Genomic DNA, 12,722 nt, shown 5'->3' on the forward strand with positions numbered 1-12,722 from the left:
TCACGTTGAGGCGAGCGGCGGCCGGATGTGTCACTGTCCTGCCGTGCGCAATTCCGATGGCGGACAAAGTCGCTCCGCCCGCTTGCCCCACCCTTTTGCATCGCCCCTAGACTGAACGCCCAGCAGGTGGCTACACGCTCGAAAGGCGCCCCCGTGTCCATCGGCAACTCATCCGAAGAGGACCGGCCTTCGGTCGGTCAGGCCATCCAGCAGGCCCGTATCGACGCACGGCTGACCGTGGACGAGGTCAGCACGTCCACCAGGGTGCGCGTGCCCATCGTGCAGGCCATCGAACAGGACGACTTCTCCCGCTGCGGTGGGGACGTCTACGCCCGTGGTCACATCCGGGCGCTCGCGCGCGCCGTGGGGCTGGAGGCCGCACCGCTCGTCGCGCGGTACGACGAGGAGTACGGCGGCCGCCCGTCCCCGGCCCCCGCCGCGACCCTGTTCGACGCCGAGCGGATCCGGCCGGAGCCCCGCCGCCCGAACTGGACGGCCGCGATGGTCGCGGCGATCGTCGCCGTGGTCGGCTTCGTCGGCTTCACGCTGTTCAACGGCGGTGGGGAGTCCACCGAGTCCGGCGCTCCGCAGGCCGACGAGTCACCGTCGTCCTCCCCGGAGGAGAAGCCGTCCAAGGAGCCCAGCCCGACCCGCAGCACCGACCCCAAGCCCTCGGAGAGCGCGGTCGCGGGAGCACCGGCCGACCGGGTCACCGTGCGGCTGACGGCGGAGAAGGGCAACAGCTGGATCTCCGCCCGGGACCACAACGGCCGGATGATCCACGAGGGCGTGCTGAAGAAGGGCGCCTCCAAGACCCTCACCGACGACAAGCGGCTGTCTCTGGTCCTCGGCAACGCCGGAGGCGTGAAGCTGTACGTCAACGGCAAGGAGATCAAGGACCTCGGGAAGGCCGGGCAGGTGCAGCGCGTCAGTTACACCCGGGGTGACCCCGAGGCGGGCTGAGCCACCTCACCGGGTGGGAGGCCGCGTGCCGCCGTGTCCGGCGTCGGTGGCGGCGGGGCCGTCCCGTGGTTCCTCGCCGCGGGGGAGCAGCGGCACGAACCCGGCGGATTCCACCGGTAACCGCCCGCACACGCCGTCGAGCCGCGTGTGAGCGTGCGGATACCGGCAGGTCAGGCACCTCGCGGACCGTGCGGTGGGGATGACGAAGTAGGCTGATCCCATGCCCGAACGCCGTACTGTCGCCCTCGTCACGCTTGGCTGCGCCCGTAACGAGGTGGACTCCGAGGAGCTCGCGGGCCGCCTTGCGGCGGACGGCTGGGACCTCGTCGAGGAAGCCGCCGAGGCGGATGTCGCCGTCGTCAACACCTGCGGTTTCGTTGAAGCCGCCAAGAAGGACTCGGTCGACGCGCTGCTGGAGGCGAACGATCTCAAGGACCACGGCCGTACGCAGGCGGTGGTGGCGGTCGGCTGCATGGCCGAGCGGTACGGCAAGGAGCTGGCCGAGGCCCTGCCGGAGGCCGACGGCGTCCTCGGCTTCGACGACTACGCCGACATCTCCGACCGGCTGGGGACCATTCTCGGCGGCGGGGTGCACGCGCCCCACACGCCCCGGGACCGCCGCAAGCTGCTGCCGCTGAGCCCCGTGGAGCGGCAGGGCGCCGACGTGGCGCTGCCCGGCCACGGAGACGCGGCCCCCGCACTCCCGGAGGAACCCGAGGAACTGCCGGACGGGGTCGCGCCCGCCTCCGGTCCGCGCGCCCCGCTGCGGCGCAGGCTCGGCAGCAGCCCGGTGGCCTCCGTCAAGCTGGCCTCGGGGTGCGACCGCCGGTGCTCCTTCTGCGCCATCCCGACCTTCCGTGGCTCCTTCGTCTCGCGCCGTCCCTCGGACGTGCTGGCCGAGACCCGCTGGCTGGCGGGACAGGGCGTCTCGGAGGTCATGCTGGTCTCGGAGAACAACACCTCGTACGGCAAGGACCTCGGCGACATCCGCCTGCTGGAGACGCTGCTGCCGGAGCTGGCCGCCGTGGACGGGATCGAGCGGGTGCGGGTCAGCTACCTCCAGCCCGCCGAGATGCGGCCGGGACTGATCGACGTGCTGACCGGGACGCCCGGTGTGATGCCCTACTTCGACCTCTCCTTCCAGCACTCGGCGCCCGGGGTGCTGCGCGCGATGCGGCGCTTCGGGGACACCGACCGCTTCCTGGAGCTGCTGGCGACGATCCGGGGCAAGGCACCACTGGCCGGGGTCCGCTCCAACTTCATCGTCGGCTTCCCCGGCGAGACCGAGGCGGACGTGGCGGAGCTGGAACGGTTCCTCGGGGAGGCCGGTCTGGACGCGATCGGCGTCTTCGGCTACTCCGACGAGGATGGCACCGAGGCGTTCGGGTACTCGGAGAAGGTCGCCCAGGAGGCGGTCGACGCGAGGCTGGCCAGGCTGGCCCGGCTCGCGGAGGAGCTGACGGCGCAGCGTGCCGAGGAACGCGTGGGCGAGACCGTGACGGTGCTGGTCGAGTCCGTGGACGACATCGAGGGGCCGGTGGGCCGCGCCGCGCACCAGGCACCGGAGACCGACGGCGTGGTGCGTCTGGAGACCGGGGGCAGCGCTCCGGAGCTCCTCGACGGGCTCGTGGTCGGACGTATGGTCGAGGCGAAGGTGGTGGCCAGCGAGGGCGTGGACCTGATCGCCGAGCCGCTGGCCGGGGTCGGGGCCACGGGCCGGAGCACCGACAAGGGCAGGGAGGCAACCGGATGACGGGAGTGCCGGCCTCCGCCGCCGGACGCGGTCCGGTGGCGGCGCCGACGTCCGCTCCGGCCGTGCGGCCGGTGAGCCTGTGGAACATCGCCAACATCCTGACCATGGTGCGGCTGTTGCTGGTACCGGCCTTCGTGGTGCTGATGCTCTGGGGCGGGGGCCATGACCCGGCCTGGCGCTCCCTGGCCTGGGCGGCCTTCACGGTCGCCATGATCACCGACCTGTTCGACGGTGAGCTGGCTCGGCGGTACGACCTGGTCACCGACTTCGGCAAGATCGCCGACCCGATCGCGGACAAGGCGATCATGGGCACGGCGCTGGTCTGCCTCTCCGCCCTCTCCGATCTCCCCTGGTGGGTCACCGGCGTGATCCTCTTCCGGGAACTGGGGATCACGCTGCTGCGTTTCTGGGTTATCCGGCACGGTGTCATCCCGGCCAGCCGGGGCGGCAAGCTCAAGACCCTGGCGCAGGGCGTCGCGGTGGGCATGTACGTCCTCGCGCTCACCGGACCGCTCGCGACGCTGCGCTGGTGGGTGATGGCGGTCGCCGTGGTGCTGACGGTGGTGACCGGGCTGGACTACGTCCGGCAGGCGGTCCTCCTGCGGCGGGCTGGGCTGGCCGAGGCGCGGGAGGTGGCCGCCCAGCAGACGGTGGCGGCGGTCACCGGTCCGGGGACGGAAGGCGCACGACAACGGTGAGGTGGCGATGAGGGGGTCCGGGAGCCGGTCGGAGCGGGCGGGGCGCGTCCGCGGGGATCGCCCGGTCGCGGGCCAGGCGCTGGACCTGCTGTCGGCGCGGGGCGAGACGCTGGCTGTCGCGGAGTCGCTCACCGGCGGACTGGTGGCGGCCGAGCTGACCGGCGTCCCGGGGGCCTCCCGGGCGTTCCGTGGCTCGGTGACCGCCTACGCCACCGACCTCAAGCGGGACGTGCTGGGTGTGCCGGGGGCACTGCTGGCGGAGCGGGGCGCGGTGGACGCGGAGGTCGCCCGGCTGCTCGCGCGGGGCGTGCGCGGGGTGCTGGGCGCTGACTGGGGTCTGGCCACCACCGGGGTGGCGGGGCCCGAGCCGCAGGACGGCCAGCCCGTCGGTACCGTCTACGTGGCGGTCGCCGGACCGCGGGAGACGGTCACCGCCGTGCGACTGCGGCTGGAGGGAGATCGGGCGGCCGTGCGTGGCGCTAGTGTACGGGCGGTGCTGGAGCTGCTCCGTGACGAACTGATCGGGCATGGTCCGCCGCAGGAGGGGGAACAGACCGGGGGGAATGGATGTTTGCAGCCCTGAGTGAACACGACATCGCTCCCCGCACGGGCACAGCCCGAAGCGGTACGGTGGAGCCTGAACGGTCCGGCGGGAAGGGGCCGGCCGGGAACAGGCTGTGGAAGACGCCGCGCGTTGAGAGGGAGGAGCACCGATGATTCTGCTCCGTCGCCTGCTGGGTGACGTGCTGCGTCGGCAGCGCCAACGCCAGGGCCGCACCCTGCGCGAAGTCTCTTCGTCCGCCCGGGTTTCGCTCGGTTATCTCTCCGAGGTGGAGCGCGGCCAGAAGGAAGCGTCGTCCGAGCTGCTGTCCTCGATCTGTGACGCGCTGGATGTGCGCATGTCCGAGTTGATGCGGGAGGTCAGCGACGAGCTGGCGCTCGCGGAGCTGGCCGAGTCCGCGGCGAGCGACTCGGTGCCGGGCCCGATGCGGCCGGTGCTCAATCCGCTCTCGGTGTCGGTCACCGGGGTGCCGGAGGAGCGCGTCACCATCAAGGCTCCGGCGGAGGCCGTGGACGTCGTCGCCGCCTGAGGCGCTGGGCGACCGGTCGCCGGACGGGCGGTGCGGACGTACTGAGAGACCACCCGAAGTGAGCAGAGGGGTCCACCGAGTCGGTGGACCCCTTTTTTCGGTTTTCTCGGTCCTACCGTTTTTCCGGTATCCCCGGGGGCGTCCGGCTTCTCTGGCTTCTCTGGGTCATCCGGTTTCTGGGCTTCCTGGCGTCCACGGGGTCTCACGCCCGCTGGCTTGCCCGCTCGTGCCGCGCGCGGGCGTGGCTCGGACGGGGTCACGCCGTCGCACGCCTCCCCGCGCCCGCCCGGTGGGCCGCTCTGCTCGCGGGCCCGGCGAGCCCGGGCGACCATGGGCGAGTGCGGGTCCCGGACGAGCGGGAGGAGGGCGGTCATGCCGGACGCCGGTGCGGAACGCCCCTCGCGTCCGCTGGGCATACGTGTGCTGGCGGTGCTCGGGACCGTCGCCGGGGGGTGGGTGATATGGCGGTCGGGGGCCGGGCAGGCGGGGCCGCTGGAGGCGGCGATCGTCACCGGGGGCTGGAGCCTGAGCCTGCTGCCGCTCCACGCCACCCCCGGGGTGCGGCGGGGCGGCCCGGAGGGGGAGGCGGGGCGGGAGGAGGGCGCGGTGGAGGAGCCGGTGCTCCGGAAGTGGCCGGAGCCACCCGGGGGTTCGTGAGGTGGGGTGCGTCGTGGATACGGCGTCGGAGAGGTGGGTTCCGGGAGGCTGGGCGGTCAGCCGCCGGCCGGGGTGTGGGGAGGGGGTGGGTGCGCGGGGCCGGGCTGGCAGTGCGGGCAATACCAGATGGTGCGTCGGCGGTCCACGGGGCCGTAGCCGCCGGTCGTGATCGGTGTTCCGCAACGGCGGCAGGGGCGGCGCTCGCGGCCGTACACGTAGAGCGCGCGGTCCCGGTGCGGGTCCCTGGTGGTGCGGCGGGCCAGCCGGTCCTTGTTCGCCTCCAGCAGCCGGTGGGCGGTGGAGAGTAGCCGGGTGGGCAGGGGCGCCGGCAGGGAGCCGACCGGTGCCCAGGGCGAGCTGCGGGCGAGGAAGCACAGTTCCGAGGCGTACACGTTGCCGATCCCGGCCAGGTTCCGCTGGTCGAGCAGGGCCTCGGCCAGCGGGCGCTCGGGGTCGACGAGCAGCCGCCGCTCGGCCTCGGCCGGATCCCAGTCGGGGCCGAGGAGGTCAGGGCCCAGATGTCCCACGGCGCCGTGCTCGGCGCGGGTCCGGATCAGCTCCAGGAGTGGGAGCCGGTAGCCGATCGCGGTGTGCTCGGCGGTGCCGAGCACGGCCCGGATCTGGTCGGCGCGGTCGGACCCGTCGCCTCCGGCACGCTTCGCGGGGGCGGGGCCACCCAGCCGCCAGGCTCCCTCCATGCCCAGGTGTGAGTGCACGGTCAGGCCACCCTCCACCCGCATGAGCAGGTGCTTTCCGCGGGGAATCACCTCCAGCACGGTGCGCCCGCTGAGGTCGACCGTCGCGAGCCGGGGCACCCGGAAGTCCGTGTGCGTGAGTGTCCGTCCCGCCAGAGCCTCGTGCAGGCGGTGCGCGGTGCGCCAGACGGTGTCGCCTTCGGGCATGGCAGCAGGATCCCAGCCAGGCGACCGCGCGGGAGCGGCTTGCCCGGGTCTTTGCCCGGCGTCCCGGCCGGGAGCCCGGCGCGCCCCGGTGCCGGGTCACCACACCTCGAACGCCCAGGCCAGGAAGAAGACGGCGAAACTGGCGATCAGGATCGTCAGGAACACCAGGGAGGAGATCTCCCAGCCCCGGTTCGGGATCGGTGGGTCCGGTGGCCCCGCGTCCGGGGTGCTGCCCTCGGCGGGCGGGGTGTCGCCCTGCGGCACCTGGCCACCCTCCTGAAGCCCGGGGGTCTCCAGCGGGTCGGGGTCCGGGCTCTTCCACGTCGTGCTGGGCCTCTTCTGCGTCATCGTGCCCGGGTAGACGCGTACCGCCGTCTCACACCTCGGCGGCGCCGGGCTCGTCCGGGTGCCGGGCGCGGCGGGGACGGCGGCCCGGCCGGCCGAGGCATGGATCGGCCGCTGTGGGCGACCCGTCCGGAGGACGAGCACATCAGACGAACTACTCCCTGCGAGGTGGTGTCACCGTGCGGTACGAGGAGATGCTGACGCTGGTCGAGCGGGAGGCCGACCTGCCCGACCGGGCGTCGGCCGCCGCCGCCGTGCTGGCGACCCTGCGGACCCTGGCCGAGCGGATGCCGGACGCGACGGCCGAGCACGTCGCCGACCAGCTCCCCGCCGAGGCGGCCACGGCGATGCGCGAGGTCACCGGCGCCGACCAGAACACCCGGCAGCGGGAACGGGGCGAGAAGTTCGGCCTGACCACTTTCGCCGGACGCGTGGCCTGGCGCGACGGTACGGACGAGGAGACCGCGATCCGGCGTGCCGCCGCCGTCTTCGAGGTGCTGGACCGTGCCGTCGCACCGGAGCTGATGGCCAAGCTGGACGACGTGCTGCCGGAGGACGTGGAGGAGCTGCTGCCCGCCGCCCGGCGCGACGCCCCCGGCTGACCGGCCCCCGGCGTACCTGCTCCGGGCCGCGGCTCAGCGGCCGCGGAGCCGCAGCCCGCGCGGGGTGGCGTGGAACCCCGCCGCCTCCAGCGCGGAACCGGTGGGGGAGGTGAGCGCCGCTGTGCCGTTCACCCGCTCCACGGTGACCGTGCCCAGCGCGCCCTCGCCCGCCGCGCTCGCCAGCGCCGCCGCCGCGGCGTCCAGCCGCGCCCCGGCCGCCTCGCCCTCCGCCCAGGCCAGCAGGGTCTTGCCGCCCCGCTCCAGGTAGAGCGTCAACTCGCCGTCCACCAGGACGACCAGGGCCCCCGCCTTCCGTCCCGGTTTGTGGGTGGCCCCCTCGGGCGGGCCGGGCCAGGGGAGGGCGGCGCCGTAGGCGTTCGCCGGATCGGTGGCCGCCAACGCCACGGCGTGGGGTGGGGCGTCCGGCTCCCGTTCCCGGGCCGTGCTGACCGCCCGCAGCCGGTCCACCGCGCCGTCCATCGCGAACTGGGCCGCGCCCAGCCCCTCGACGACGTACCCGCGCCGCGCCTGGCCGTTCTCCTCGAAGACGGCCAGGACCCGGTACGCGGCGGAGAAACCGCCCTCCACACCCTCCGCGGCGACCGCCCCCCGGGTCACCACGCCGTGCCGGTCCAGCAGGGTGCGCGCCAGCGCGTGCGCCCGGTGTGTGGGATCGCTCTCCGGCTTAGGCACCAGCGACCAGCGCCCCGCCGTGGTGGGCGAGCCGGGAGCGGCCGACGGACGGGGCCGCGCGGCCCCGCGCCCCGCCGCCGCGGTGAACGAGCCGTACCGGCCGCGCGGGGCGGGGCGTCGGGCCCGGTGCGCGGTGGAACCGGCCGTGCGGCCGGAGCCGAGCAGCGCGCGCAGCGGGGCGAGAGTGTCGTTGGTCAGCCGCCCCGCCCAGACGAGGTCCCACAGGGCCTCGGTGAGCGCCGCGTCCGTCGCCTCCGGGAGGGTGGCCCTCGCCCGCTCCGCCAACTGCCGGAAGAAGAGCCCGTATCCGGGGGCGAGGGCCTCCAGCAGCACCCGGTGCGTCCCGGTGGTTTCGAAGGGCGGCGGGGGCGGCAGGAGAAGCGGCGCCGCCTCCGCGAGGTACAGCGACAGCCAGCCGTCCTTCCCCGGCAGCGGACCGGCCCCCGCCCAGACCACCTCGCCGGAGGCGGTCAGCTCGTCGAGCAGGGGCGGGGCGTAGTCCGCGACCCGGGAGGGCAGTACCAGCCTCTCCAGCGCCGAGGCGGGGACCGGCGCGCCCTGTAGCTGCTCGATGACGCGCAGCAGGCCGTCGACGCCGCGCAGCCCGCGCGTGCCGACCTGCTGCCACCGCGGCAGGAAGGCGCCGAGCGCCGGGGGCGGCACCGGCTCCAGCTCCTGCCGGAGCACCGCGAGGGAACGGCGCCGCAGCCGGCGCAGCACCGTCGGGTCGCACCACTCCTGGCCCAGCCCGGAGGGGTGGAACTCGCCCTGCACCAGGCGGCCCTGGGCGGCGAGCCGGTGCAGGGCGCCGTCCGCCACCGCGGTCCCGAGGCCGAAGCGGGTCGCGGCCTCCGAGGAGACGAACGGGCCGTGGGTGCGGGCGAAGCGGGAGAGGAGGTCGCCGAGCGGGTCGGGCACGGGTTCGGTGAACGCCTCCGGGACGCCGACCGGCAACGCCGCGCCCAGCGCGTCCCGCAGGCGTCCGGAGTCCTCGATGGCGGCGAGGTGTTCGCGACCGGCGATCCGGACGCGGATGGCGCGCCGCGCCGCCTCCAGCTCCCGCGCCCAGCCTGGCTCGGCGCCGCGCTCGGCCAGCTCGTCGCCGGTGAGCGGGCCGAGGACGCGCAGCAGGTCGGCGGCGCCCTCGGCGTCCTTGATCCGGCGGTCCTCGGTGCGCCACTGGAGTTCCCGCTCCAGTTCCTGGAGCACGCCGGGGTCGAGCAGCTCCCGCAGCTCGGCCTGGCCGAGCAGCTCGGACAGCAGCCGGGAGTCCAGCGAGAGGGCGGCCGCGCGCCGCTCGGCGAGGGGGGAGTCGCCCTCGTAGAGGTACTGGGCGACGTACCCGAACAGCAGCGAGCGCGCGAAGGGCGACGGCTCCCGGGTGGTGACCTCCACGATCCGCACCCGGCGGGCCTCGATATCCCCCATCAGGGTGGCCAGGCCCGGGACGTCGAAGACGTCCTGGAGGCACTCGCGGACCGCCTCCAGCACGATCGGGAAGGAGCCGAACTCGCTGGCCACCTGGAGGAGTTGGGAGGAGCGCTGGCGCTGCTGCCAGAGCGGGGTGCGCTTGCCCGGGTCGCGCCGGGGCAGCAGCAGGGCGCGCGCGGCGCACTCCCGGAAACGCGCGGCGAACAGCGCCGACCCGCCGACCTGTTCGGTGACCGTGTGCTCGACCTCGCCCTGGTCGAACAGCACGTCCGAGGCGCTGACCGGTGGTTGGTCCGGATCGCCCGCGCCGCTCACGGGGGTGTCGTCCCCGAGCGGATCGAGGTCCATCAGGTCCATGTCGGGCAGGCGCAGCACGATGCCGTCGTCGGCGTGCAGCACCTGGGTGTCCAGGCCGTGCCGCTCGGTGAGCCGGGCGCCCAGCGCCAGCGCCCACGGGGCGTGCACCTGGGCGCCGAACGGGGAGTGCACCACCACCCGCCAGTCGCCCAGTTCGTCCCGGAAGCGCTCCACGACGATGGTGCGGTCGTCCGGGACGTGTCCGCAGGCCGCGCGCTGCTCCTCCAGATAGGCGAGCAGGTTGCGCACCGCCAGGTCGTCCAGCCCCGAGGCGGCGAGGCGTTCGCGCGCCGCGTCCGGAGCCAGCGCGGCGACCTCGCGGACGAACCCGCCCAGCGCGCGGCCGAGTTCCAGCGGACGGCCCAGCTGGTCGCCCTTCCAGAAGGGGAGCCGCCCGGGGACGCCGGGCGCGGGGGAGACCAGCACCCGGTCGCGGGTGATGTCCTCGATCCGCCACGAGGTGGTGCCCAGGGTGAAGACGTCGCCCACCCGGGACTCGTAGACCATCTCCTCGTCCAGCTCGCCGACGCGGCGGCCGCCCGTCCCCGGCTCGCCCCCCGCGAGGAACACCCCGAACAGCCCTCGGTCGGGGATGGTGCCGCCGGAGGTGACCGCCAGCCGCTGCGCCCCGGGGCGGCCGCTCACGGTGTGCGCGACGCGGTCCCACACCAGGCGCGGGCGCAGCTCCGCGAAGGCGTCCGAGGGGTAGCGGCCGGCGAGCATGTCCAGTACGCCGGTGTAGGCGGACTCGGGCAGCGAGGCGAACGGGGCGGCGCGACGCACCACGGTGAGGAGCCGGTCGACGTCCCAGTCGTCGACCGCGGTCATCGCCACGATCTGCTGGGCCAGGACGTCGAGCGGGTTGGCCGGAACCCGCAGGGACTCGATCGCCCCCTCCCGCATCCGTTCGGTGACCACCGCGGCCTGGAGGAGATCGCCCCGGTACTTCGGGAAGACCACCCCGGCCGAGACCGCCCCCACCTGGTGCCCCGCGCGGCCCACCCGCTGGAGTCCGGAGGCGACCGACGGTGGGGACTCCACCTGCACCACGAGGTCCACCGCCCCCATGTCGATGCCCAGCTCCAGGCTGGAGGTGGCCACCACGGCGGGCAGGCGCCCGGACTTCAGCTCCTCCTCCACCAGCGCGCGCTGCTCCTTGGAGACCGAACCGTGGTGGGCGCGCGCCAGCACCGGCGGAGCGCCCCGGGCCGCTCCGGCCTCCGCCATCAGCTGCGCGGGCGAGTGGTGTTCGGGCAGCGGCTCGCCCGTCTCGCGTTCGTGGGCGATTTCGTTCAGCCGGTTGCAGAGCCGCTCGGCCAGCCGCCGGGAGTTGGCGAAGACGATGGTGGAGCGGTGGGCCTGGATCAGGTCGGCGATCCGCTCCTCGACCGACGGCCAGATCGACGGCTTCGCGCCGCTTCCCGGGGTCTCCGTGCCACCGGCCTCCCGCGCGGGCGATCCGCCCAGTTCCCCCATGTCCTCGACGGGGACGACGACGGAGAGGTCGAAGACCTTGCCGGACGGCGGCTGCACGACCGTCGCGTTGCGCCGGGGGGAGAGGAAGCGGGCGACCTCGTCCACCGGGCGGACGGTCGCGGACAGGCCGACGCGCCGGGCCGGGCGCTCCAGGCGCTCGTCCAGCCGCTCCAGGGAGAGCGCGAGATGGGCGCCGCGCTTGGTGCCCGCGACCGCGTGCACCTCGTCCACGATCACGGTCTCGACGCCGCCGAGCGCCTCCCGCGCGGAGGAGGTGAGCATCAGGAACAGCGACTCCGGGGTGGTGATCAGGATGTCCGGCGGGCGCCGGGCGAGGGCGCGGCGCTCGGTGGCCGGGGTGTCCCCCGACCGGATGCCCACCCGGATGTCCGGCTCGGGCAGCCCGAGCCGCACCGACTCCTGGCGGATGCCCGTCAGCGGGCTGCGAAGGTTCCGCTGGACGTCGACGGCGAGCGCCTTGAGCGGCGAGACGTACAGCACCCGGCACCGCCGGAGCGGGTCGGCCGGGGGCGGGGTGGAGGCGAGCGCGTCGAGTGAGGCGAGGAAGGCGGCGAGGGTCTTCCCGGAGCCGGTGGGGGCCACGACCAGCGCGTCCGAGCCCCCGGCGAGCGCCTCCCAGGCACCGGTCTGCGCGGCGGTGGGCGCGGTGAAGGCGCCCGTGAACCACGCTCGGGTGGCGGGGGAGAAGGCGGCGAGCGCCGAGGTCTGGCCCATGCTCCCATCGTGCCCCGGGCCACTGACACCGTCAGACCGGGTGGCCCGGCGCCCGCGCCCCGCCGGACCAGGCGTTCCAGCGGGTGGACGGCGCGGGCGGCCGGGGCGCCGGTGGCGCAGACTGCCTGTGCGGACCGAGCGGAACGGGGGACCCATGAGTGACGGTACGGGCGAGCGCGCGCGCCTATGGCAGCACCCCGCGCTCCCGGACGTGGACCTGCTCCGCGCGCGCTACGTCCGCAAGACCTTCCTGCGGCACACCCACCGCGGCTACGTCGTCGCGGCGATCGCCGAGGGGGTGGAGGTCTTCGCGCACGGCGGCGGGACCCACCGGGCGGGCCCCGGGGAGCTGGCCCTGATCAACCCCGACACCCCGCACACTGGGCGGGCCGGAGTGCCGGACGGCTGGCGGTACAGCGCGCTGTACCCGGAGCCGGGGCTGGTCGCCGAGGTCGCCGCCGAGACGCTGGGGCTGCGCGGAACCCCCGGCTTCCGCGCCCCGGTCCTCGCGGACCCGGGCGCCGTGCGGCTCGTCCAGCGGGTCCACCGGGCGGCCGAGCGTGGCGAGGCGCTGGCCGCCGACACCCTGATGCGGGTCACGCTGGCCCGCCTCCTCCGGCGCAACGGCGGCCCGGCCCCCGAGCGCGAGGCGCCCACCGCGGGCGCCCGGCAGGCAGCGCGCGCCCGGGCCGTGCTGGAGGAGCGGATGGTGGACCCGCCCACCCTGGAAGGGCTCGCCGCCGAACTCGGCAGCCGCCCGTTCGCGCTGCTGCGCGCCTTCCGCGAGCGGTACGGGATGCCCCCACACAGCTGGCTGACCAACGCGCGGGTCCACCGGGCGCGGGCCCTGCTGGACGCCGGGCACTCCCCGGCCACGGCGGCCCTGGCCGTCGGCTTCACCGACCAGCCCCATCTGACCCGGCACTTCAGCAGGGTGTTCGGGGTTCCCCCGGGGGCGTACCAGCGGGGGCGCGCAAGAACGTACAAGACCGGTGGCGAGAGCCCGCCGTAGCGTGCGC

11 protein-coding genes are annotated in these 12,722 nt (G+C 74.8%); 8 read left to right on the forward strand and 3 right to left on the reverse strand.

The window, feature by feature from the left end; genetic code table 11:
• Positions 1-153 precede the first annotated feature (153 nt).
• The 6 genes from E0L36_RS13615 to E0L36_RS13640 all read left to right on the forward strand — a co-directional run bounded on the left by E0L36_RS13615 (position 154) and on the right by E0L36_RS13640 (position 5,162).
• Positions 154-963, forward strand: coding sequence for a helix-turn-helix domain-containing protein (locus tag E0L36_RS13615; RefSeq protein WP_180929286.1), 810 nt, complete (start codon positions 154-156; stop codon positions 961-963).
• Positions 964-1,183: 220 nt separating this feature from the next.
• Complete coding sequence (gene rimO / locus E0L36_RS13620; RefSeq protein ID WP_180929287.1) at positions 1,184-2,716, forward strand: 30S ribosomal protein S12 methylthiotransferase RimO; 1,533 nt, start codon at positions 1,184-1,186, stop codon at positions 2,714-2,716.
• Positions 2,713-3,414, forward strand: coding sequence for a CDP-diacylglycerol--glycerol-3-phosphate 3-phosphatidyltransferase (gene pgsA, locus E0L36_RS13625; RefSeq protein WP_180929288.1), 702 nt, complete (start codon positions 2,713-2,715; stop codon positions 3,412-3,414). Before rimO ends, pgsA begins: the two co-directional genes overlap by 4 nt.
• Positions 3,415-3,421: 7 nt before the next feature.
• A complete protein-coding gene (locus E0L36_RS13630; RefSeq protein ID WP_180929289.1) occupies positions 3,422-3,997 on the forward strand; it encodes a CinA family protein in 576 nt (191 codons plus the stop codon).
• A gap of 130 nt (positions 3,998-4,127) precedes the next feature.
• Entirely contained in the window at positions 4,128-4,505 is a 378-nt protein-coding gene (locus E0L36_RS13635) for a helix-turn-helix domain-containing protein (RefSeq protein ID WP_180929290.1), read from the forward strand.
• A 372-nt stretch (positions 4,506-4,877) separates the two neighbouring features.
• Complete coding sequence (locus E0L36_RS13640) at positions 4,878-5,162, forward strand: hypothetical protein (protein ID WP_180929291.1); 285 nt, start codon at positions 4,878-4,880, stop codon at positions 5,160-5,162.
• A 56-nt stretch (positions 5,163-5,218) separates the two neighbouring features.
• Here E0L36_RS13640 and E0L36_RS13645 read toward each other — a convergent pair whose 3' ends face one another.
• Together E0L36_RS13645 and E0L36_RS13650 are read right to left on the reverse strand one after the other, a co-directional pair.
• On the reverse strand, positions 5,219-6,064 hold the full coding sequence (locus E0L36_RS13645) for an Fpg/Nei family DNA glycosylase (protein WP_180929292.1): 846 nt from the start codon (positions 6,062-6,064) through the stop codon (positions 5,219-5,221).
• 96 nt (positions 6,065-6,160) lie between these two features.
• Complete coding sequence (locus E0L36_RS13650; RefSeq protein WP_180929293.1) at positions 6,161-6,412, reverse strand: DUF6480 family protein; 252 nt, start codon at positions 6,410-6,412, stop codon at positions 6,161-6,163.
• A gap of 176 nt (positions 6,413-6,588) precedes the next feature.
• Here E0L36_RS13650 and E0L36_RS13655 point away from each other — a divergent pair, with 176 nt between their 5' ends.
• Positions 6,589-7,011, forward strand: a complete 423-nt coding sequence (locus E0L36_RS13655; protein ID WP_180929294.1) for a DUF2267 domain-containing protein — start codon at positions 6,589-6,591, stop codon at positions 7,009-7,011.
• Between the two features lie 33 nt (positions 7,012-7,044).
• Here E0L36_RS13655 and E0L36_RS13660 read toward each other — a convergent pair whose 3' ends face one another.
• Complete coding sequence (locus E0L36_RS13660; RefSeq protein WP_180929295.1) at positions 7,045-11,703, reverse strand: ATP-dependent helicase; 4,659 nt, start codon at positions 11,701-11,703, stop codon at positions 7,045-7,047.
• Positions 11,704-11,857: 154 nt separating this feature from the next.
• On the opposite strand from E0L36_RS13660, the gene E0L36_RS13665 reads away from it, so the two are divergent.
• The gene (locus tag E0L36_RS13665; RefSeq protein ID WP_180929296.1) at positions 11,858-12,715 is read left to right on the forward strand and encodes an AraC family transcriptional regulator; all 858 of its coding nucleotides are present in this window, start codon (positions 11,858-11,860) and stop codon (positions 12,713-12,715) included.
• Positions 12,716-12,722: the final 7 nt, after the last annotated feature.

It is taken from the genome of Streptomyces sp. AJS327, assembly GCF_013450295.1.
In the GTDB taxonomy this organism is placed as follows: Bacteria; Actinomycetota; Actinomycetes; order Streptomycetales; family Streptomycetaceae; genus Streptomyces.